The sequence below is a fragment of the Nonomuraea phyllanthi genome (assembly GCF_006334985.2).
GTDB classification, from domain to species: domain Bacteria; phylum Actinomycetota; class Actinomycetes; order Streptosporangiales; family Streptosporangiaceae; genus Nonomuraea; species Nonomuraea phyllanthi.
This window is the reverse complement of sequence record NZ_VDLX02000015.1, coordinates 226,538-246,630: the sequence shown is the minus strand read 5'-3', so window position 1 is coordinate 246,630 and position 20,093 is coordinate 226,538. Positions and strand designations below refer to the sequence as shown.

Sequence of the window (20,093 nt, the reverse complement as noted above, 5' to 3'; positions counted from 1 at the left end):
TGCGGAGCGTTGGAGCAACCCGCGGATCAGGGCGTGTGGCGGGTACGGACGAGGTCGTAGACGGCCGCCGCCAGGGCCAGGAGGATGAAGAGCAGCACCACCGACAGCCCGTGCCGGAACGCCATCGGCCACCCCTCCCCCAGGCCGGCGAAGAAGGTCGAGCCCGCCGCCGCGATCCCGATGGCGGAGCCCAGCCGCTGCCCCGTCTGCAGCACCCCCGCCGCGCTGCCGCCGCCCGCGGGCGGCACCTCCGACAGGGTGATGGCCTGGTTGGGGGAGATGACGAGGCCGCTGCCCATGCCCGCGACCAGCAGCGGCAGGGCGGTGGCCAGGCCGACGCCGCGGCCGGGCACCAGGACGGTGGCGGCCATCGTCGCGGCGAGGCCGATGATCACGGTGGTCAGGCCGATGGCGACCAGGCGGCGGCCGAGGCGGTGCACGAGCCGCCCGCCGACCACGCTGGCCGAGGCGGAGCCGAGGGCGAAGGGGGTGATCGAGAGGCCGGCCAGCAGGGGGCTGTAGTGCAGGCCGCTCTGCAGGTAGAGGGTGAAGATGAAGAAGATGCCGGTGAATCCGGCGAAGTAGAACAGGGCGAGGGCCGAGCCCATGCTGTACGAGCGCTTCCTGAACAGCGACAGGTCGACCAGGGGCTCGCGCCGGTAGAGGCGTTCCCACGTCACGAACCCCGCCAGGAGGAGCAGCGAGGCGGGGACGAGCAGCCACTTGGTGTTGCCCTCCCACTGGGTGCGCTGGATGAAGGGCAGCAGCAGGCCCGCCACTCCCGTGCCAAGGAGCAGCACGCCGACCGGGTCCATGCTCTCGCGCCGCCCCGTCCGCGGCACGGCGTCGGGGGCCGGCAGCAAGCGCCAGGCGAGGGGCAGCAGGAGCGCCCCGATCGGCAGGTTCACGAGGAACACCCAGCGCCACCCGTGGTCGGGCCCGAAGAGCGCGACGAGGGCGCCGCCGATCAGCGGGCCCGCGGCCGTGGAGACGCCGATGGTGGCGCCGAGCGCGCCGAACGCCCGGCCCCGCTCGTACCCCTGGAACATCTGCTGGATCAGCCCGGAGACCTGCGGGTTCAGCATGCCGGCCGCCAGGCCCTGCACGAGCCGGGCCACGATGAGCACGGTCATGTTCCCGGCGAAGCCGCACGCGGCGCTGGAGAGCGTGAACAGCACCACGCCGCCCATGAACAGCGCCCGGCGGCTCCGCGCGTCGCCGAGCCGGCCGGCCGGGACGAGCAGCAGCCCGAACGTCAGCGCGTAGCCGGACAGGATCCACTGCAGGCCGCCCTCAGAGGCGTGCAGGCCGGCGCGGATCGAGGGCAGCGCCACGTTGACGATGCTCACGTCCAGGCCGGACATGAACGCCGCCACCAGGCACACGGCGAGCGCGCGCCTTCGCGTGTCCGACGCCCCCATCACCGCAACCTCACTGCGCTCATCGTTCCCCGGAGGTCAGGAAATATCGCCACGTGGAGGGTATCGCCGCACGCCCCGGCACCGTTAAGGGGTTCTGTTTCACCCTAAAAGGCGAGTAATGTCCGATCATGGACACGATGACCGTCGAGCAGAACGGCATCAACGCGGTCCCCGAGGCCGAGCGGCGCGGCCGGCCCGGGGATCTCTTCTGGCCCTGGGCGGGCTCGAACCTCTCCCTGTTCGGCGTCGCCTTCGGCGTGTACATCGTCGGCCTCGGCCTGGGCGTGATCCCCGCGATCATCACCGGCGCCGTCGGGTACGCGCTGTCGTTCCTGCTGGTCGGCCTGGTCGCCGTCGGCGGAACGCGGTCCGGCGTGCCGACGATGACGCTGGGCCGGGCGCCGTTCGGCTACCAGGGCAACAAGCTGCCCGCCGTCTTCTCGTACATCTCGAACGTGGGCTGGGAGATCGTGCTCGTCACGCTCTCCGCGCAGAGCGGCGCCGCCATCCTGGCGCGGCTCGCGCCGGGCATCCCCGCCACCACGGCCACCGCCGTGTGCTTCGCCGTCGCCGCCGTCGTGGTGATCGCGGTCGGCGTGTACGGGCACGCGATGATCATGGCGGTGCAGCGCTACCTCACGTACGGGTTCGTCGTGCTGACCGTCGTCTACATGGTCCTCATGGTGCCGCGCCTCGGCGGGTCACTGGAGACGACGGCCGGGCCGGGCGGATGGGTGGGCGGGGTCATCTTCGCCATGACGCTGCTCGGGCTGGGCTGGGTCAACTGCGGCGCCGACTACTCCCGCTACCTGCCGGCGAACTCCCGGCCGAGGTCGGTGGCGCTCTGGACGACGCTGGGCGGGGCGCTGCCGCCGATGGTGCTGCTGGTGTTCGGCGTGCTGCTCGCGGGCGGCGATCCGGAGCTGGCCGAGGCCGCGGGCGCCGATCCGGTGGCGGCGCTGGCCGGGGCTTTGCCGACGTGGTTCCTGCTGCCGTACCTGCTGACCGCGATCGGCGGCTTCCTGGCCGGCGCGATCATGGACATCTACTCGTCGGGGCTGTCGATGCTGGCGCTGGGCGTGCCGGTCAGGCGGCACTACGCGGTGCTGATCGACGGCGTGCTCATGGTGCTCGGCGGCTACTACCTCCTGTTCGTGTCCACCAGCTTCCTCGGCACCTTCCAGGCGTTCCTCGCGATCATCGGGGTGGTGATGGCGGCCTGGGTGGCGATCTTCCTGGTGGACATGTGGCGGCTGCGGGCCGGCGGCAGGGCGTACGACGAGCGGCTGCTGCGGCCGGGCGCGCCCGCGCTCAACTGGGCCGGGCTGGTGTCGCTGGTCGTGGCGTCGATCGTGGGGCTCGGGCTCATCACCTCGGCCGACCAGAACATCGCCAGGGTCGTCGGCTTCCTCATGAGCGACGAGCTGGAGTCCAGCACGTTCGGGGCGGCGAACATCGGCGTGGTCATCGCCCTGGTGCTGGCCGGCGTCCTGTACTACCTGCTCACCGCCGCTCGCCGCCGTACCTAGGGGGTGACTACGCGGTCACGATGGCGAAGTCCGGCGCCGGGCGGTCGAGCACGGCCACCAGGCGCTGGAGCGCCGCCGTGTCGCCCTCGCGCTCCACGCCCCCGACTCCCTTGCCCGCCACCAGCCCCACGAGCTGCTCCTTCGTCAGCCGGAGCGTCAGGTCCGCGCTCTCGTCCGCGGGCTCGCGCTGGTGGATGAGCGCGCCGTTGGACAGCGTCGTACGGTGCCGCTCCCCCAGGTCGCTCAGGTGCCAGTCGATCGAGAGCCGCTCGTGCCAGGCACGCGGCCCGTCCACGCGGATGGCCAGCGAGTCGAAGATCTGCTCCACGGACAGGACGGAGAGCAGGTCGAACGAGGATGTCTCCACGCTCGCCGGCACGATGCCCTCCGACAGCTCCAGCGCGCCCATGAGGTAGAAGTTGCGCCACGCGGCGTTCTCGGCGCCGTGGCCGAGCCGCGTGTAGACCTCGGCGAGCAGGTCGCGGGCCTCCTTGTTGCCCTCGTCGGCGAAGACGGCGTGGTTGAGCAGCTGGGCGGCGAAGCGCAGGTCGTTCTCGTCGATGTAGCGCCTGGCGAACGCGACCACGGCCGAGCCGCCGCCCAGGCAGTCGACGTAGCGCAGCGCGCTCTCGCGCGGCGGGTGCTCCCACAGGTGGGCCGGGTTCCCGTCGAACCACCCCAGGTAGCGCTGGTAGACGGCCTTGGCGTTGTGGCTGAGCGAGCCGTAGTAGCCGCGCGCGTGCCATGACTGCTCCAGCTCGGGCGGCAGGTGCAGCACCTCGGCGATCTCCGCTCCGGTCAGGCCCTTGTTGAGCAGCCGCACGGTCTGGTCGTGCAGGTAGGCGTACAGGTCCCGCTGCTGCCCGAGGAACCGTACGATGCCGTCGCGGCCCCAGGTGGGCCAGTGGTGCGAGGCGAACGCGACGTCGGCGCGGTCGGCGAAGAGCGCGAGCGCCTCGTCCAGGTAGCGCGCCCAGGCGCGGGCGTCGCGGACCGTGGCGCCGCGCAGCGTGAGCACGTTGTGCTGGTTGTGGGTGGCGTTCTCGGCCAGGCACAGGGCGCGGTGGTCGGGAAAGAGGAAGGTCATCTCGGCGGGGGCCTCCGCGCCGGGGGTGAGCTGGAAGACCATGCGGATCCCGTCGACGGTCTCCTCCTGGCCGGTACGGGTGACGTCCAGCGTGGGAGACAGGAGCGACACGGTGCCCGTCGAGGTGGTCAGGCCGAGGCCGCAGCCGATCTGGCCCTCGGGGGCGCGGGGCAGCGCGAAGCCGTACATGTAGACCGCCCGGCGGGTCATGGCGGGGCCGGCGTAGACGTTCTCCGCCACGGCGTGGTCCATGAAGCCGGCGGGGGCCAGGATCGGCACGTCTCCGTCGGTGACGCCGCGCACGCCGCCGAAGTGGTCGACGTGCGAGTGCGTGTAGACGACGCCGGTGACGGGGCGGTCGCCGCGGTGGGCGCGGTAGAGCTTCAGCGCGGCGGCGGCGCACTCGGTGGAGATCAGCGGGTCGATCACGAGGACGCCGCGCTCGCCCTCGACCAGGGTCATGTTCGACAGGTCCAGGCCGCGTACCTGGTAGATGCCCTCGGCGACCTCGTACAGACCCTGCCTGGCGCACAGCTGGCTCTGCCGCCAGAGGCTCGGATGGGCGCTGTCAGGGCACTCTCCCTGGAGGAAGTCGTAGGAGTCGTTGTCCCAGATGACCCGGCCGTCCGCCGTCTTGATCACTGCCGGGCTGAGCTTCGCGACGAACCCGCGGTCCGCATCCACGAAGTCGCCCTTGTCGTGAAATGGAAGGTCTGCCATGCCAAGCGGAATGCCCGGGAATCGAGGGATATAGCTCAACAAACTTCCCTAATCGGGCAATATGGACACTTGTCGGTCGTGTGATTGGCTTGCCGGGTGGATGCGTGCGTGTTCGACCTCGATGGCGTGCTGGTGGACTCCGAGCCGGTGTGGGAGGAGGTGCGGCGGGCCTTCGTCGCCGAGCACGGCGGCACCTGGCAGCCCGACACGCAGTCCAGGCTCATGGGCATGAGCACCGCCGAGTGGGCCTCCTACCTGCACTCCCTCGGGGTGTCCCTGCCCCCCGCCGAGATCGCGCGCGGCGTGGTGGAGCGGATGGCCGCCCGCTACCGCGACGAGGTGCCGCTGATGCCGGGCGCCGTCGAGGTGGTGCGGCGGCTGTACGGAACGGTCACGCTCGGCCTGGCCAGCTCGTCCCCGCGCACGCTGATCGACGTCGCGCTGGACGCGGCCCGTCTGAAGGAGTGCTTCGCGGCCACCGTCTCCACCGAGGAGGTCGAGCGCGGCAAGCCGGCCCCCGACGGATACCTGGAGGCGGCCAGGCGGCTCGGGGTCGATCCGCGCGAGTGCGTGGCGGTGGAGGATTCGAGCAACGGGCTGCGCTCGGCGCACGCGGCCGGCCTGCGGGTGATCGCCGTGCCGCACCCGCGCTACCCTCCCGCGCCCGACGCGCTGGCCCTGGCCTGGCGCGTCCTGCCCGGCCTCGACGCGCTGACCGCCGAACTGCTCCCCTGACACGCCAGGACCCGTTCCCGGCGCGCCGGCGGCTGCTCCACCGCACCGGATCCGTCCTCGACACGCTGGTCACCGGCCCGCTGCCATGACCGGGGCCAGGCCGGGTGGCTATGCTTACGGAATCGTGCGAGACATCACGGTTTTCTCAGGCAGTGCCCATCCCGAGCTGGCCGAAGAGATCTGCGCCCACCTGGGCACGCGACTCCATCCCGTACGCATCGAGCGCTTCGCCAACGACGTGCTGGAGGTGCAGCTCCAGGCCAACTGCCGCGAGCGTGACGTGTTCCTCATCCAGCCGCTCGTCCCGCCCGTGCAGGAGCACCTGGTCGAGCTGCTGCTGATGCTCGACGCGGCCCGCGGCGCGTCCGCCGCCAGGACCACCGTGGTGATCCCGCACTACGCCTACGCCAGGTCGGACAAGAAGGACGCGCCGCGCATCTCGATCGGCGCGCGGCTCGTCGCCGACCTCATGGTGGCCGCGGGCGCCAGCCGGGTGCTGGCGATGACGCTGCACTCGCCGCAGGTGCACGGCTTCTTCAGCGTCCCGGTGGACCACCTGCACGCGCTGCGCGAGCTGGCCGAGCACTTCCGCCAGTACGACCTGTCGAACGCCGTCGTCGTCTCCCCCGACCTCGGCAACGCCAAGGAGGCCGCCCACTTCGCGCGCCTGCTCGGCACCGGGGTCGCCATGGGCGCCAAGCAGCGCTTCAGCGACGACCGCGTGGTGATCAGCTCCGTGATCGGCGACGTCGCCGGCAAGGACGTGATCATCCTGGACGACGAGATCGCCAAGGGCAGCACGGTCATCGAGCTGCTCGACCGGCTGCGCGAGCTCGGCGTGCGCTCGGTGCGGGTGGCCTGCACGCACGGGCTGTTCTCCGGCGGCGCGATCGAGCGGCTGAGCGCGCTGCCCGAGGTCGCGGAGATCGTCTGCACGAACACCGTGCCGCCGCCCAAGGCCGGCGACAAGCTCACGGTGCTGTCGATCGCGCCGGCCCTGGCCGAGGCCATGCGCCGCATCCACGACGGCGAGTCCGTGAGCGCCCTGTTCAGCACGTCATGATCTTTCCGTGGATGACGGTCAGGACATCTTGACGACCTGCGCGGTCACGCGCCGCCCCTGGTGGGAGGCGAGGAAGGTGATCACCTCGGCCACGTCCTCCGGCTGCCCGACCGACCGCAGCGGGCCGTGGACGCGGGCGAGCTTCTCCACCTCCTCGTTGATCCAGCCGGTGTCGGTGATGGGCGGGTGGACCATGTTGGCCGTGATCCCGTACGGGCCGAGCTCGTGCGCTGCCGACATCGTGTAGCTCTCCTGGGCCGCCTTCGAGGCGCCGTAGGAGACCTCGGACGGGAAGCCCCGCGGCCCTTCCGAGGTCAGGCCGATGATGCGGCCCCAGGTCGCGCCCCGCTCGATGTGCCGCCGGGCGAACTCGGCGATCAGCAGGGCGGGCGCGCGCACGTCCACCGCGAACTGCCCGTCGTGGGTCTCGGCGTCGACCGGCCTGAGCGGGCGGCCGAACCCGTCGCTCTCGGCCGGCGTGAACGTGTCGCTGCCCCAGCCGCTCGCGTTGTTGACCAGGATGTCCACCGGCCCGAACGCCTTCTCCGCCTGGTCGAACAGGGTCTTCGGCACCGCCGGGTCGGTCAGGTCGGCCTCGCCCGACGCGGCCCTGCCGCCCGCCTCGCGGATGCGCCGCACCACGCCGTCGGCGCCTTCCGCGCGCGCCCGGTCATATGCCTCGGGGTAGGCGGGGTGGCGCAGCGGGTCGAGGCGCTTGTAGGTCAGGAAGACGGAGACGCCCTCGGCCGCCAGCGCCACGGCGGCCGCGGCGCCTATGCCGTGATTGGCCCCTGTGATCAGGGCGACTTTCCCATCCAGCCGGGTATCGATCATAGTGCCACTATGCACGGAGCCACGGAACGACTGCTAAAGGATTTCCTCCAGGGGGTGGAGCCGATCGTTCCGCTGGTCGCGGTGTGGGCGCACGGCTCGCTGGCGACCGGCGACTACCAGGAGGGCCGCAGCGACCTCGATCTGGTCGCCGTCATCGACTCGCCGGTGACGATGGAGCAGTGGCGGCGCATCAAGGCCGCCCACCGGGCGCTCGACCGGCCGCTCGCGGCCCTGCTGCACTGCTCGTACCTGGCGAGGGAGGAGCTGGCCGACCACGCCGTCGAGCACGTCACCTGGGCGCACGAGCGCATTTTCCGCCGGCCCGTCACCGCGATCACCCGGCGCGAGCTGCACGAGGGCGCCCGCCTGCTGTACGGCCCGCCGCCCGCCGGCCTGCTGCCTGCGGTCTCCGACGCGGAGGTGACCGCGTTCGTACGGGCCGACCTGCGCGACTACTGGCTGCCCAAGACCCGCGGGCGGCGGCGCTGGCTGCGCGACATCTGGGTCGACCTCGGCGTGCTGACCGTCGCCAGGGCCACGGTCACGCTGCGGGACGGGCGGCTGATCACCAAGAAGGAGGCGCTGGACGTGCTGGCCGAGCTGGGCGCGCCGGAGACCGTGGTGGCCGACATCCGGGCCCGCCGGTACGGCACGCCTCCCCCGGTGCTGAGCCGCTTCAGGAGGGGCCGGCTGGCCCGGGCGTTCGTCCGGTCGTCGATCAAGGGAGCCCTATGAAGGCGCTGGATGCCGGGGGATAGTCTTGGCCCCGAATTACCACCCGATACCAGGGGAAGGTCGGCAAATGGGGGAAATCAGGCAGTCCTATCTGGTGGCCGCGGCGTCGGCGGTGACGCTGCTGCGTGACCCCGCGGTGGCGGCGGCCTGGGACAAGCCGAGCGCGCTCACCGAGTTCAGCATCGGGGGCCTGGCCGGGCACCTGGCCCACCAGCTCGTCAGGGTGCGTGACGTGCTCGTGCCGAACGGCCGGATCGAGGAGCCCATCGAGCTGCTCGAACACTACTCCCGCTCGCCGTGGGTGCAGGCGGGGCTCGACCACGAGAGCAACGTGAGCATCAGGCGTGGCGGCCAGGCGGCCGCGGCGGACGGGGCCGCGGCGCTGGCGGACCGGGCGCAGGGCTTCCTCGACACGCAGAGCGCCGCCCTGCCCGCCGAGCCCGCCGACCGGGTCGTGGACCTGCCCTGGGCGGGGTGGACCCTGCGGCTCGACGACTTCCTGCTCACGCGGCTGGTGGAGCTGGTCGTGCACTCCGACGACCTGGCTGCCAGCGTGGGGCTGGAGACGCCCGAACTGCCCTCGTCGGTCATCGACCCGGTGGTGGAGATGCTGGCCCGGCTGGCCGTCTATCGGCACGGGCCGACGGCGGTCATCCGCACGCTGAGCCGCGCCGAGCGCGCACCGGCCACCATAAGCGCCTTCTGAAACTCATCGGTCAGGAGACGATCAGGCGGAGGGCCGCGGCCACCTCGCGGCCCGACAGCGCCGACTCCGGGTCCAGCAGCCACTGCGACAGGAACCCCGCCAGCATGGCCTGGTAGAACGTCCCCAGCAGCCGCCGGCGCTCCGGATCGCCGGTCGCCTCCACCCCCTGGAACAGCTCCGCCAGCCCCTCCCGCGCCTCCGCCATGGCGCGCACCAGTTGCTCGCGCACGTCGGGCACGTGGTCGATCTGCCCCAGCAACTCGAACTGCGTCGCCCACAGCGGCCTGATCGTGGCGAACGACTCCACCACCCGGTCCCAGGCCGCCTCGAAGCGCTCCAGCGGGGTCGCGTCCGCCTTGACCGCGGCCGACAGGGTGCCGGCCATCTCGTCGCCCCACTCCCGCATCGCCTCGAACAGCGCCTCGTTCATCAGCGTTTCCTTGGACCCGAAGTGGTATCCGATGCCCGCCAGGCTCACCCCTGAGGCGGTGGCGATGTCACGCGCCGTCGTCCGCGAGTAGCCCTTCTCGATCAGGCACCGTTTCGCACCGGCCAGCAGATCTTCCCTGTTTCCCATGCCCAAAGACTAGCACAATTGTCCTAGACAAGCGTCTGAGACATGTGTACCTTAAGGGGCATGAGGAACATCCTGATCTCCGGCGCGAGCATCGCCGGCACCGCGACGGCGTACTGGCTCAGGCGGCACGGCTTCGACGTGACCGTGGTCGAGCGGGCCCCCGCGATCCGCGAGGGCGGTTACAAGGTGGACATCCGGGGCGCCGCCCTCCGGGTCGTCGAGCGCATGGGGCTCATGGACGCGATCCGCGCCGCGAGCACCGACATGCGCGTCGCCACCCACTACGACGCCAGGGGCAGGAAGGTCGCGACGATGGACGCCGACCTGTTCGGCGGGCGCACGGGCGACGACGTCGAGATCATGCGCGGCGACCTCAACGAGCTGCTGTACGACCTGACGCGGCACGACGTCGAATACGTCTTCGGCGACTCGATCACGGACATCGCGGACGACGGCACGGTGACGTTCGAGCGCTCCGCGCCGCGCAGGTTCGACCTGGTCGTCGGCGCCGACGGCGCCCACTCCGTCACCAGGCGGATCGCCTTCGGCGAGGAGTCGCGCTACGCCCGCGACCTCGGCTACTACATCTCGATCTGCACCGTGCCCAACACGCTGGGCCTGGACCGCGAGGAGGCCGTGCACGCGGCCCCCGGCAGGACCGCGAACGTCTACAGCACCAGGCAGGACACCCGCGCCAAGGCCTGCTTCATGTGGTCGTCGGAGCCGCTGGCCTACGACCACCGCGACACGGAGGCCCAGAAGGACCTGCTGATCAAGGCCATGGAGGGCACCGGATGGGAGGTGCCGGCGCTGCTGGCGTCCGTACGCGACGCCGAGGACTTCTACTTCGACTCGGTCACCCAGATCCACATGGACCGCTGGTCGAAGGGGCGGGTCGTGCTCGTGGGCGATGCCGGCTACTGCGCCTCGCCCGCCTCGGGGCAGGGCACCAGCCTGGCGCTGGTGGGCGCGTACGTGCTGGCGGGCGAGCTGGCGACGGGCGGCGGGACCGAGGGCTACGAGCGGGAGCTGCGCGCTTTCGTCGAGGCCAACCAGGCGCTCGGGCCCGCCAACGTCAAGGGCATGGTGATCGCGTCGCGGGCGGCCCTCTGGTTCCAGCTCCGGATGATCAAGCTGCTGCCCCACCTGCCCGGACGCGACCGGATGATCGACAAGGTCGCCGGCCCCATCCACCGCGCCGCCAACGCCATCGTGCTCAAGGACTACGCGGGGTCGAGCCTGCCCACGCTCTCGTCCGACGAGTGATCGGTGACCTCGGGATAGTCCTCGACCGTGCTGTCCTTGCCGAGCAGATGCTTGTCCAGGAAGCCGACCAGGTGAGCACGGGTGATCTTCAGCGCCCGCGCGCCGTCCAGCTCCTGCGCGGGCAGGCCGAGCGACGGCCTCAGCACCGCGTAGTCGACGAACGCCGCGTGGTCGGTCCCCGCCACCGTGATCCAGCGCTTCTGACCCGTCAGATTGGCCCAGGCCGCGTCCCACGAGCCGTAGCCGGGCGCGTGCTTCGCCGTCCCGACCAGCATGAACGGCCGGTCGAGCGGCTGCTCCACCTTGAACGTGCCGTCCAGGTTGACGCCGGCCTTGATCCTGGTGTCGGCGAGCATGGTCTGGGCGGCGGCGTACCCGCCCATCGAGTGGCCCACCATGGCGATCCTCGACCGGTCGGCCACCTTGCCCCACCGGCCGTCGAGCAGCTCGTCGAGCACGAACCGCATGTCCTTCACCCGGCTCTTCGCCACCTTGTCGCCGTCCTGGCCCTTCACGCAGGCGAGGCACGTGGTGGTGCGGCCGTCGGGGAACGTCGTCCCGGCCGACTCGTACGTGTGCTCCACCGCCGCCACCAGATACCCCCTGCTCGCCAGCTCCTCGGCCAGCGAGGTCAGGGTGGCGCGCGGGAAGGAGAAGCCCGGCGACATGAGCACCAGCGGCAGCCGGCCCGGCCGGACGGGGGCGCCGACCCTGGCGTGCGTCCTGACCTTGGTGAGCGCGGCCGGCGGGACGTCCGGGTAGCTCTCGAGGACGGCGGCGGACTCCGCGCGCGACATGTACGGCTTGGGCCGCCCGGCGGCCTTCCTGGCCGGGTACCAGAGCGAGACCAGCAGCTCCCGCTTGGACGCCTCGGGGTTCCACGGGTCGGGACGGCTCTCGTCCACCAGATACAGGTCGGTCGTGCCGACGGGCCGCGCCCCGGTCGGCTCGGGCAGGGCGAGGCGGGCGGGGCGGGCCGCGAGCGCCGGGGCGGCGGCGCCCGCGACGACGGCAAGGGACATCGTGACAGTCAGAAGAGTTCTCCGCATGCGGCCAGCCTGGTGCCGGAGGCCGCCGTCCCGGACGCCCCGATGGTCGACCGGCGATTGCTACTTTCGTCGTAATGCGCTGCGCCGGCCGCCCCATACGCTGTGAGTCATGCGGTTCGTGCTGCTCGGCGGGGGTGTGTTCGCGTCCGGTCTGTTCGTGGTGCAGGGACAGATGGGGATGCCGTCGAGCCTGCCGCTCCCCGTGCTCCTCGCGGTCGCGGCGGTCGCGGGCCTGGCCGCCTGGCACGTGCGGCGGTCGTGGTGGCCGCTGGCCGCGGTGGGCGCCGTCGCGTACGTCTGGCTGCTGATGTGGCCGCCGCTGCTGGTCGCCTCCTACTACGCGGGCCTGACGCTGACGAGGGGCCGCATCGCCGCCTACCTCGGCGGCTGCCTGGCCGTGTGCGGGGCCGGCGCGGTGGTGGGCCGGATCGAGGGCGGCCTGCGCGAGACGTTGAGCGCCGTCCCCGGCAACGCCGGGTTCATGGCGCTGGCCATGATGGGCCTGCCGCTCGCCGCCGGCCTCGTGGTGCGCGCCACGCGGGAGGCCGCCGCCGAGCGGGCCAAGCGCCTCGAACGCGAGCAGGTCATGCGGGCCGAGCAGGTCAGGGCGCAGGAGCGGGCCAGGATCGCCAGGGAGATGCACGACGTGGTCGCGCACCGCGTCTCGCTCATCGTGCTGCACGCGGGCGCGCTGGAGGTCCGGTCCGGCGACGAGGAGACGGCCCAGGCGGCCGCCCTGATCGGCGGCATCGGGCGCGAGGCGCTGGCGAACCTGCGCGACGTCCTGGGCGTCCTGCGCTCCCCCGCGGGTGAGGCTCTCCGGCCGCTCTCCCCTTCGGAGGACGCCCTCCGGCCGCTGCCCACCCTGGAGGACCTCGACCGGCTCCTCGACCAGTCCCGCGCCCTCGGCATCGCAGTGACCAGGCACGACGAGGGCGAGGCGCGGCCGGTCGAGCCGGCCGTGGAGCGCACGGCGTACCGCGTGGTCCAGGAGGCGCTGACCAACGTGCACAAACACGCGGGAGACGCCGCCACGGCGGTGCGCATCCGCTACGGGAGCGACGAACTGGAGGTCGAGGTGCGCAACGAGGGCCCGGAGGCGCCGGGCGAGGAGCTGCCCGGCTCGGGGTGGGGGCTGGTGGGCCTGCGCGAGCGGGTCGAGCTGCTCGGCGGCACCCTGCGCACGAGCGCCCAGGACGGCGGCGGCTTCCTCGTGGCCGCGCGGATCCCGGCATGATCCGGGTGCTGGTCGTGGACGACGAGGAGCTCGTCCGGTCGGGGCTGCGGCTGATCCTGGAGGCGTCGGGCGACATCGCCGTCGCCGGGGAGGCGCGCGACGGCGCCGAGGCGGTCTCCGCCGTACGGCGGCTGCGGCCCGAAGTGGTGCTGATGGACGTGCGCATGCCCGGCACGGACGGCCTGACCGCCGCCGCCCGCGTGCTGGCCGAGCCGGACCCGCCCAAGCTGATCATGCTGACCACGTTCGACCTCGACGAGTACGTGCACGAGGCGCTGCGCCTGGGCGCGGTCGGGTTCCTGCTCAAGGACACCCCGCCCAGGGAGCTGGCCGCCGCCGTCCGCACGGTGGCCGGGGGCCAGGCGATGCTCTCCCCGTCGGTCACCAAGCGCCTGCTCGCCGCGTACGTGGACCGCGCCCCCTCCCGCGCCGAGGCGGCCCGCACGCAACTCGACCGGCTTACCGGCCGGGAGGAGGACGTGATCAGGGCCGTGGCCCGCGGCCTGTCCAACGCGGAGATCGGCCGCGAGCTACGCCTGACGGAGGCGACGGTGAAGGCGCACGTCAGCCGCGTGCTGGCCAAGCTGGGCCTGGCCAACCGCGTCCAGGCCGCCATCCTCGTCCACGACGCCGACCTGCCCTAGCCCGCGACCTCCGCGTAGTGGCAGGCGGCCTGCGCGCCGGGGACGGCGGGCAGGACGTCCAGCAGCTCGGAGCGGCACTTCCCGTCCACCCCGGCCTCGGCCGCCTTCCCGGAGGCGAGCACCTGGCAGCGGGCGTGGAAGCGGCACCCGCCCGGGATCCTGGTCGGGTCCGGCGGCTCGCCGGTCAGCACCACCCGCTCGGGAGACTCCGGCAGCACCGACATCAGAGCCTGCGTGTACGGGTGGCGCGGCGCGGTCAGCACCTGCTCCACCGGCCCCGACTCGACGATCCTGCCGAGGTACATGACCGCCACCCGGTCGGCGATGTTCCAGGCCAGGCCCAGGTCGTGGGTGACGACCAGCGCAGACAGCCCCAGCTCCTCGCGCAGCCTGAGCAGCAGGGCCAGGATCTCGCCGCGTACGGAGGCGTCCAGCGAGGCCACCGGCTCGTCGGCGACCAGCACCTTGGGGTTCAGCGCCAGCGCCCCGGCGATCACCACGCGCTGCCGCTGCCCACCCGACAGCTCGTGCGGGTAGCGCAGGAAGAACCGGTCCGGCGGCCGCAGCCCGGCCCGCGACAGCGCCTCGGTCACGACCTCCCGCTCGTCCGGCAGGCCGTGGATGCGCGGCCCCTCGGCCACGGCCTCGTACACCGTGTGCCGGGGGTTGAGCGAGCCCGTCGGGTCCTGCAGGACCAGCTGGACCTGCCTGCGGTACGCCTTGAGCGCCCTGGAGCCGTAGTCCAGCGCGGCGCCGTCGTAGCGGACCTCGCCCGAGGTGGGGCGTTCGAGGCCGAGCAGCGTGCGCGCCAGCGTGGTCTTGCCGCAGCCGGACTCGCCGACCAGCGCCACGATCTCGCCCTCGCCGATCGCCAGGTTGACGCCGTCCACGGCCCTGGCGCGGCGCCCGCGCGAGGCGAACTCCACGTGCAGGTCGCGGGCCTCCAGCAGGCTCGGCCGGGCCGTCGAGACCGCCTCCGCGGCGGCCTGCGTCTCGGTCACTGGGCCCCCTCCCTCTCCTTGACGTGCACGCAGGCGGCGCTATGGTGCTCGCCCGCCGGCCACAGCTCGACGTCCAGCGTCGCGCACTCGTCCAGCGCCACCGGGCAGCGCGGGTGGAACGAGCAGCCGCCCGGCAGCCGCATCGGGTCGGGCGGGTCGCCGCCGAGGCCCTTCGGCGCCAGCCGCGAGACCGGGTCGCCGACCGTCGGGAACGCCGCCGCCAGCGCCCTGCTGTAGGGGTGCCTGGCGTCGTGGAACACCTCGGCGGACGGGCCGTGCTCGACGAGGCGGCCCGCGTACATGACCGCCAGCCTGTCGCACACGTCCGACAGCACCGACAGGTCGTGCGAGATCATGATGAGCGAGATGCCCTGCTCGGCGACCAGCTCCTTGATCAGCGTCAGCACCTGCGCCTGCACCATCACGTCGAGCGCCGTGGTCGGCTCGTCCGCGATGATCAGCCGCGGCTTGCAGCCCAGCGCCATCGCGATCATCACGCGCTGGCGCTGCCCGCCCGACAGCTCGTGCGGGTAGCTGCGGGCCCGCCAGGCCGGCAGGCCGACCTGATCGAGCAGCTCGGCCACCCGCCTGCGGGCCGCGTCCGGCTTGGCCAGACCGTGCACCAGCAGCGGCTCGGCGATCTGGTCGCCGATCCTGCGCACCGGGTTGAGCCCGTGCTGCGCGCCCTGGAACACGATCGAGGCCTCGGCCCACCGCACGGCGCGCATGCGGCCCCACTTCATGGTGATGACGTCCTCGCCGTCGAGCAGGATCCGGCCGCCGACGCGCGCGTCGCGGGGCAGGAGCCGCAACAGCGCCATGGCCAGCGTCGACTTGCCGGACCCCGACTCGCCGGCGACTCCGAGTGCCGCTCCGGAGTCGAGGGTCAGCGACACACCGCGCACGGCGGGCACCTCGCCCGAGGCGATGCGGTACGTCACCGACAGGTCGTCGAGTTCGAGCAGACTCATGCGGCCCTCCTCAGCCTCGGGTTCAGCACGGCCTCCAGCGCCCGTCCCACCAGGGTGAACGCCATGACCACGACGAGGATGGCCAGGCCGGGGATGAGGATGTACCACCACGCGCCCTGGGTGGCGGCGCCCCAGTCGTAGGAGCCACGCAGCATCGAACCCCACGAGGTCCGGTTGGAGCTGGCGCCGAGGAAGGCCAGCGTGGACTCCGCGACGATCGCGCTGGCCACCTCCAGCGTGGTGCTGGCCAGCAGCAGCGGCGCCACGTTGGGCAGCACGTGCCGGGTGGTGATGTGCCAGTGACCGGCACCCAGCGCCTTCGAGCGCTCGATGTAGGGCCTGGCCTCCACGGACAGCGTCTGGGCCCGGATCAGCCGGGCCGTCGAGGGCCACGTCGTGACCCCGATCGCCATGACGATCGTGAACGTGGTGCCGCCCAGGATGGCCGCCAGCACCAGCGCCGTCACCAGCGAGGGCAGCACCAGGAACCAGTCGGTGACCCGCATGAGCAGGGCGCTGAGCCAGCCGCGGAAGTGCCCGGCGGTGATGCCGACGACCGTGCCGATCACGATGCTGAGCAGGGCGGCGAGGAAGCCGATGAACAGCGACGTGCGCGAGCCCCACCAGACCATCAGCAGGATCGAGCGGCCCGACTCGTCGGTGCCGAACGGCTCGCCGAGGCTCGGCGCGGCCCAGCGCTCGCCCGTGCCCTTGACGACGCTGGTCACGCTCTCGTCGATGAACACCGGCGCGACCAGCGCGAGCACCACGGCGGCGAGGAGCACGACCATCCCGATGACGCCGGCGCGATGGGTGCGGAAGTCGGCCCAGAAACGGCTCAGGGCGAGCCGCCTGCGGGCCGCGGCGACACTGGTCATGCCGACCTCACTCTCGGGTCGAGCATGCGGTAGACCACGTCGGCCAGGGTGTTCATGACGATCACGGCGACGGTGATCAGCATGAACGTGCCCTGCATGAGCGTGAAGTCCGGCACGCTGATCGCCTCGTAGAACAGCTGGCCCAGACCGGGCCAGGTGAAGATGGTCTCGACGGTGACCGCGCCGCCGACCACGAAGCCGATGCGCATGAAGACCAGCGTCACCGTGGGCAGCAGCGCGTTGGGCACCGCGTGGCGGCGGCGCACCTCGTCGTCCCGCAGGCCCTTCGCGCGGGCCACGGTCACGTAGTCCTGGCTGACCTCCTCCAGCAGCGACGAGCGCATGACCAGGAGGTACTGCGCGTACACCACGGCCACGAGGGTCAGGCAGGGCAGCACCATGTGCGAGCCCACGTCGATGAAGTACGCGAACCCGTCGGGCGCGTCGACGCTCTCGATGCCCCGGAAGGGCAGGACGCCCGGAATGGGGCCGATGCCGACGCCGAAGACCATCATCAGCAGCAGGCCGAGCCAGAACGTCGGCACCGACCAGAGCACCAGCGACGCGCCGGTCGAGAACCGGTCGAACCGGCTGCCGTGCCGCCACCCCGCCCGCGTGCCCTGCCAGATCCCCAGGCTGACCGCGATGACCAGGCCCGTGCCCGCCAGCAGCAGGGTCGGGCCGATGCGCTCGCCGATCATGTCGAGCACCGGCCGCTTGTACTCGTACGACGTGCCCAGGTCGAGCCTGAGCGTGTCGCCCACGAACTGGAAGAACTGGTCGATCAGCGGCTTGTCGAGGCCGAGCCGGTGGCGTTCGAGGTCGAGTTGCTCCGGGGTCATGTTGCGGCCCTGGGCCAGGTTGCGCACCGGGTCGCCGGGCAGCAGCCGGAACACGAAGAACGTGCCGACGATCACCATGGCGATACTGAACAGCGCCCCGCCCGCCTTCGACAGCGCGTACTGCAGCGTGCCGCGGCGGGTGGGGCGCTCGTCACCAGGGCCCGCCGCCTGGGCGGCGGGCTCTGCTGCTTCCAGCTGACTTGTCATTCGCGCTCGTCGGCGACGCTCTTGCGCCGCCTGCTCAGGAGGAAGCCCGCCAGCGCGATGATCACGACGCCGCCCACGACGCCCACGATGAGGCCCGTGTTGGAGCCGCCGTCGCCGCCGCTGCCGCCGCTCGCCGCCACGGGCTTGACGTCCACGGTGTAGAACGGCCAGTAGCCGCTGCCGCCGTACAGGAGACCCTTGTCCTCGGGGATCGGGGTGATGCTGGTGATCCGGTCCTTGCGGTAGGCCTCGAGGTCGTTCGTGTAGTAGATCGCGATGACGGGGGCCTGGGTGTACAGGCGCTCCTGCATCTGCTTGATGATCTCGGCGCGCTTGGGCCGGTCGAGCTCCTTGAGCTGCTCCTGGTAGAGCTTCTCGTAGGTGTCGTCACAGAAGAACGACTCGGTGCCGCCGCCCTCGCCGCCCGGGGCCGGCCGCCGGCTGCACAGGTGCGTGGCCAGGACCTCCTCGGGGTCGGGGTTGACCGACCAGCCGCTGATCGCGATGTCGAACAGGCCGGTGACGCCCGTCTCCTCCGTGAACTTGCTGGACTCGAGCTTCTTGGTGGTCAGCGTGATGCCGATCTCCTTGAAGAAGCCGGTCAGGTACTCGGCGAGCTTGTCCTCGATCGGGGTGTCGGTGTGGATGCTGAAGCGGAACTCCAGCTTGCGCTTGCCGTCGGGCATCGTGCGGACGCCGTCGGGGCCCTTCTTGTAGCCGGCGTCGTCGAGGATCTGGTTGGCCTTGGCCGGGTCGTAGGTGACCTTCTCGTCGCCCGTCGCCTCCCAGAAGAAGTCCTGGTACATCGGCGGCACGATCGAGCCGTCCGCCGGCTTGGCCAGGCCGTTCTGGACCTCGTCGACCAGCTTCTGCTTGTCGATGGCGTAGTGCAGCGCCTGGCGCACCTTGACGTCCTTCAGCGCCGGGTGGCCGTCGCCGACGGGCTTGCCATCCGTGGTGGTGGCGCCGTGGTTGATCTGCAGGTACGCCGCCCGGCGGCCCTGGGTGTTCCACGCCTCGATGTTGGGGTCGTTCTGGATGGCCTCGAACTCCGGCGGGTTGAGCCGGCCGATCAGGTCGATGTCACCCTTCTTCAGGCCCGCGATCGCGGCCTGCGGGTTGTCGTAGAAGATGACCTGCAGCTCGTCGACCTTGGGCTTGCCCCGCCAGTAGTTGGGGTTGGCCTGCAGCTTGACGTACTGGTCCTTCTTGTGCTCGACCGCGAAGTACGGGCCGCTGCTGACGGTCGGGTACTTCTCGGCGTCGTAGTTCGCCATGTCGGTGACCGACTCCCAGGCATGCTTCGGCATGATCGGGATCGGGTTCTCCAGCATGGACGCCTGCGGGTTCTTGAGCTTGATCGTGAGCTCCTGGCCGTTGGCCGTGACGCTCTCGAAGTTCTCGACCGCCGGGCCGTTGGCCGTCTTGGCGGCCTCGTCCGTCATGATCTTGTTGAACGTCCAGGCCGCGTCCTCGGCCGTGATCGGCTGGCCGTCCGACCACTTGGCCTGGCGGATCTTGAACGTCCACGTGAGCCCGTCGTCCGACGCGGTCCACGACTCGGCCAGGTCCGCGCTGGGCTGCAGCGTCTTGGAGTCGGGCACCGTGAGGAAGCCGTACATCCAGCGGTGGATGGACGTCGACACCAGGCGGACGGCCAGGAACGGGTTCATCGAGTCCATGGACTGGGTGGCCCCGATGCGGACGACCTTCTTCCCCGCCGCGGGCTCCTGGGCATGGGCCGCCGTCGCGCCCTGACCTGCCACTAACAGCGCGACACCCAGCGCTGCCAGGCGCGCGAACCATTTCCTCATAAGTGCCTCACCTTCAGGCGGGGGTTTCCCTGTGTAGAGAAAGGCACACCATACGGAGTCCGCATGTCAACGCGTGGCGGAAAATTGTTTCAGTCTCGTTTCCTTTCCCGGTGTAAATTTTCACTCACCGCATCATCCCCATGCTGCCGCATACAACCCGCCTGCTCGGAAAGGGGGCTGGGGAGACATGCAGCCCAAGGGGGAGTTCACATGTTGGAGGGCAAGACCATCGCGTTCCTGGTCGCTCCCGAGGGGGTGGAGCAGGTGGAGCTCACCGAGCCGTGGAAGGCCGTCAAGCAGGCCGGCGGCACTCCCAGGCTCGTCTCCACGCAACCGGGCCAGATCCAGGCATTCAACCATCTGGACAAGGGTGACAGGTTCGCCGTGGACGACACGGTGGACGACGCCGACCCGGCCTCGTTCGACGGCCTCGTGCTCCCCGGAGGCGTCGCGAACCCCGACTTCCTGCGCATGGTGCCGCAGGCGGTCCAGTTCGCCCGCGCCTTCTTCGACATGGGGAAGCCGGTGGCCGCCATCTGCCACGCGCCGTGGACGCTGGTGGAGGCCGACGTCGTACGCGGCCGTACCGTCACCTCCTGGCCGAGCCTGCAGACCGACCTGCGCAACGCGGGCGCGACGTGGGTCGACAGGGAGGTCACGGTGTGCACGGCGGGGCCGAACATGCTGGTCACCAGCCGCAAGCCGGACGACCTCAAGGCGTTCTGCCAGGCCGCGACCGACGCGTTCGGCGCGTAACGCGGCGACATGATCCCGGGG

Annotated in this window: 19 protein-coding genes; 9 read left to right on the top strand and 10 right to left on the bottom strand. The window is 71.4% G+C overall.

The annotated features are described in order from the left end of the window. Positions 1–26: 26 nt before the first annotated feature. Positions 27–1,421, bottom strand: a complete 1,395-nt coding sequence (locus FH608_RS34950; RefSeq protein WP_139634640.1) for an MFS transporter — start codon at positions 1,419–1,421, stop codon at positions 27–29. A 128-nt stretch (positions 1,422–1,549) separates the two neighbouring features. Here FH608_RS34950 and FH608_RS34945 point away from each other — a divergent pair, with 128 nt between their 5' ends. Continuing rightward, positions 1,550–2,950 (top strand): purine-cytosine permease family protein, encoded by a 1,401-nt coding sequence (locus FH608_RS34945; RefSeq protein ID WP_139634639.1) that lies wholly within the window; start codon positions 1,550–1,552, stop codon positions 2,948–2,950. Between the two features lie 7 nt (positions 2,951–2,957). Here the strand turns inward: FH608_RS34945 and FH608_RS34940 are convergent, their stop codons facing one another. Continuing rightward, positions 2,958–4,757, bottom strand: coding sequence for an alkyl/aryl-sulfatase (locus tag FH608_RS34940; RefSeq protein ID WP_139634638.1), 1,800 nt, complete (start codon positions 4,755–4,757; stop codon positions 2,958–2,960). Between the two features lie 108 nt (positions 4,758–4,865). Here FH608_RS34940 and FH608_RS34935 point away from each other — a divergent pair, with 108 nt between their 5' ends. Both FH608_RS34935 and FH608_RS34930 read left to right on the top strand, forming a co-directional pair. Further along, entirely contained in the window at positions 4,866–5,492 is a 627-nt protein-coding gene (locus tag FH608_RS34935) for an HAD family hydrolase (RefSeq protein ID WP_139634637.1), read from the top strand. Between the two features lie 124 nt (positions 5,493–5,616). Next, positions 5,617–6,555 (top strand): ribose-phosphate diphosphokinase, encoded by a 939-nt coding sequence (locus FH608_RS34930; protein ID WP_139634636.1) that lies wholly within the window; start codon positions 5,617–5,619, stop codon positions 6,553–6,555. A gap of 18 nt (positions 6,556–6,573) precedes the next feature. Here the strand turns inward: FH608_RS34930 and FH608_RS34925 are convergent, their stop codons facing one another. Continuing rightward, positions 6,574–7,389 carry an SDR family NAD(P)-dependent oxidoreductase gene (locus FH608_RS34925; RefSeq protein WP_139634635.1) on the bottom strand — a complete coding sequence of 272 codons (816 nt, stop codon included), beginning with the start codon at positions 7,387–7,389 and terminating at the stop codon, positions 6,574–6,576. Between the two features lie 9 nt (positions 7,390–7,398). Between FH608_RS34925 and FH608_RS34920 the strand changes: the two genes are divergently transcribed. After that, complete coding sequence (locus FH608_RS34920; protein WP_139634634.1) at positions 7,399–8,124, top strand: nucleotidyltransferase domain-containing protein; 726 nt, start codon at positions 7,399–7,401, stop codon at positions 8,122–8,124. A gap of 67 nt (positions 8,125–8,191) precedes the next feature. After that, complete coding sequence (locus FH608_RS34915; protein WP_139634633.1) at positions 8,192–8,830, top strand: maleylpyruvate isomerase N-terminal domain-containing protein; 639 nt, start codon at positions 8,192–8,194, stop codon at positions 8,828–8,830. 10 nt (positions 8,831–8,840) lie between these two features. On the opposite strand, the gene FH608_RS34910 is transcribed toward FH608_RS34915, so the two are convergent. Beyond that, the gene (locus tag FH608_RS34910; RefSeq protein WP_139634632.1) at positions 8,841–9,407 is read right to left on the bottom strand and encodes a TetR/AcrR family transcriptional regulator; all 567 of its coding nucleotides are present in this window, start codon (positions 9,405–9,407) and stop codon (positions 8,841–8,843) included. Positions 9,408–9,467: 60 nt separating this feature from the next. Here FH608_RS34910 and FH608_RS34905 point away from each other — a divergent pair, with 60 nt between their 5' ends. Further along, entirely contained in the window at positions 9,468–10,673 is a 1,206-nt protein-coding gene (locus FH608_RS34905; protein WP_139634631.1) for an FAD-dependent monooxygenase, read from the top strand. On the opposite strand, the gene FH608_RS34900 is transcribed toward FH608_RS34905, so the two are convergent. Continuing rightward, positions 10,631–11,722: an alpha/beta hydrolase family protein gene (locus FH608_RS34900; RefSeq protein WP_139634630.1), complete on the bottom strand. Its 1,092-nt coding sequence runs from the start codon at positions 11,720–11,722 to the stop codon at positions 10,631–10,633. The genes FH608_RS34905 and FH608_RS34900 overlap by 43 nt on opposite strands. A gap of 109 nt (positions 11,723–11,831) precedes the next feature. On the opposite strand from FH608_RS34900, the gene FH608_RS34895 reads away from it, so the two are divergent. Continuing rightward, positions 11,832–12,959, top strand: a complete 1,128-nt coding sequence (locus FH608_RS34895) for a sensor histidine kinase (RefSeq protein ID WP_139634629.1) — start codon at positions 11,832–11,834, stop codon at positions 12,957–12,959. Then, a complete protein-coding gene (locus FH608_RS34890) occupies positions 12,956–13,603 on the top strand; it encodes a response regulator (protein ID WP_139634628.1) in 648 nt (215 codons plus the stop codon). The genes FH608_RS34895 and FH608_RS34890 overlap by 4 nt, the downstream gene beginning before the upstream one ends. On the opposite strand, the gene FH608_RS34885 is transcribed toward FH608_RS34890, so the two are convergent. Genes FH608_RS34885 through FH608_RS34865 form a run of 5 tightly spaced genes read right to left on the bottom strand, consistent with a single transcriptional unit; the run spans position 13,600 to position 19,316 of the window. Continuing rightward, complete coding sequence (locus FH608_RS34885) at positions 13,600–14,604, bottom strand: ABC transporter ATP-binding protein (RefSeq protein ID WP_139634627.1); 1,005 nt, start codon at positions 14,602–14,604, stop codon at positions 13,600–13,602. The two genes, FH608_RS34890 and FH608_RS34885, sit on opposite strands and share 4 nt — an antisense overlap. Beyond that, the gene (locus tag FH608_RS34880; RefSeq protein ID WP_139634626.1) at positions 14,601–15,575 is read right to left on the bottom strand and encodes an ABC transporter ATP-binding protein; all 975 of its coding nucleotides are present in this window, start codon (positions 15,573–15,575) and stop codon (positions 14,601–14,603) included. Before FH608_RS34880 ends, FH608_RS34885 begins: the two co-directional genes overlap by 4 nt. Then, positions 15,572–16,453, bottom strand: coding sequence for an ABC transporter permease (locus FH608_RS34875; RefSeq protein WP_139634625.1), 882 nt, complete (start codon positions 16,451–16,453; stop codon positions 15,572–15,574). The genes FH608_RS34880 and FH608_RS34875 overlap by 4 nt, the downstream gene beginning before the upstream one ends. Next, the gene (locus FH608_RS34870; protein WP_139634624.1) at positions 16,450–17,502 is read right to left on the bottom strand and encodes an ABC transporter permease; all 1,053 of its coding nucleotides are present in this window, start codon (positions 17,500–17,502) and stop codon (positions 16,450–16,452) included. The genes FH608_RS34875 and FH608_RS34870 overlap by 4 nt, the downstream gene beginning before the upstream one ends. Further along, on the bottom strand, positions 17,499–19,316 hold the full coding sequence (locus tag FH608_RS34865) for an ABC transporter substrate-binding protein (protein ID WP_139634623.1): 1,818 nt from the start codon (positions 19,314–19,316) through the stop codon (positions 17,499–17,501). The genes FH608_RS34870 and FH608_RS34865 overlap by 4 nt, the downstream gene beginning before the upstream one ends. 210 nt (positions 19,317–19,526) lie before the next feature. Between FH608_RS34865 and FH608_RS34860 the strand changes: the two genes are divergently transcribed. Then, positions 19,527–20,072 carry a type 1 glutamine amidotransferase domain-containing protein gene (locus FH608_RS34860; protein ID WP_139634622.1) on the top strand — a complete coding sequence of 182 codons (546 nt, stop codon included), beginning with the start codon at positions 19,527–19,529 and terminating at the stop codon, positions 20,070–20,072. Positions 20,073–20,093: the final 21 nt, after the last annotated feature.

What these genes read in the sequence shown, in the direction of transcription:
- FH608_RS34940 (WP_139634638.1), bottom strand. Translation starts at nt 4,757, where the DNA reads ATGGCAGACCTTCCATTTCACGACAAGGGCGACTTCGTGGATGCGGAC.
- FH608_RS34865 (WP_139634623.1), bottom strand. Translation starts at nt 19,316, where the DNA reads ATGAGGAAATGGTTCGCGCGCCTGGCAGCGCTGGGTGTCGCGCTGTTA.
- FH608_RS34905 (WP_139634631.1), top strand. Translation starts at nt 9,468, where the DNA reads ATGAGGAACATCCTGATCTCCGGCGCGAGCATCGCCGGCACCGCGACG.
- FH608_RS34880 (WP_139634626.1), bottom strand. Translation starts at nt 15,575, where the DNA reads ATGAGTCTGCTCGAACTCGACGACCTGTCGGTGACGTACCGCATCGCC.
- FH608_RS34890 (WP_139634628.1), top strand. Translation starts at nt 12,956, where the DNA reads ATGATCCGGGTGCTGGTCGTGGACGACGAGGAGCTCGTCCGGTCGGGG.
- FH608_RS34915 (WP_139634633.1), top strand. Translation starts at nt 8,192, where the DNA reads ATGGGGGAAATCAGGCAGTCCTATCTGGTGGCCGCGGCGTCGGCGGTG.
- FH608_RS34910 (WP_139634632.1), bottom strand. Translation starts at nt 9,407, where the DNA reads ATGGGAAACAGGGAAGATCTGCTGGCCGGTGCGAAACGGTGCCTGATC.
- FH608_RS34920 (WP_139634634.1), top strand. Translation starts at nt 7,399, where the DNA reads ATGCACGGAGCCACGGAACGACTGCTAAAGGATTTCCTCCAGGGGGTG.
- FH608_RS34900 (WP_139634630.1), bottom strand. Translation starts at nt 11,722, where the DNA reads ATGCGGAGAACTCTTCTGACTGTCACGATGTCCCTTGCCGTCGTCGCG.
- FH608_RS34945 (WP_139634639.1), top strand. Translation starts at nt 1,550, where the DNA reads ATGGACACGATGACCGTCGAGCAGAACGGCATCAACGCGGTCCCCGAG.
- FH608_RS34925 (WP_139634635.1), bottom strand. Translation starts at nt 7,389, where the DNA reads ATGATCGATACCCGGCTGGATGGGAAAGTCGCCCTGATCACAGGGGCC.
- FH608_RS34860 (WP_139634622.1), top strand. Translation starts at nt 19,527, where the DNA reads ATGTTGGAGGGCAAGACCATCGCGTTCCTGGTCGCTCCCGAGGGGGTG.
- FH608_RS34950 (WP_139634640.1), bottom strand. Translation starts at nt 1,421, where the DNA reads ATGGGGGCGTCGGACACGCGAAGGCGCGCGCTCGCCGTGTGCCTGGTG.
- FH608_RS34870 (WP_139634624.1), bottom strand. Translation starts at nt 17,502, where the DNA reads ATGACAAGTCAGCTGGAAGCAGCAGAGCCCGCCGCCCAGGCGGCGGGC.
- FH608_RS34895 (WP_139634629.1), top strand. Translation starts at nt 11,832, where the DNA reads ATGCGGTTCGTGCTGCTCGGCGGGGGTGTGTTCGCGTCCGGTCTGTTC.
- FH608_RS34875 (WP_139634625.1), bottom strand. Translation starts at nt 16,453, where the DNA reads ATGACCAGTGTCGCCGCGGCCCGCAGGCGGCTCGCCCTGAGCCGTTTC.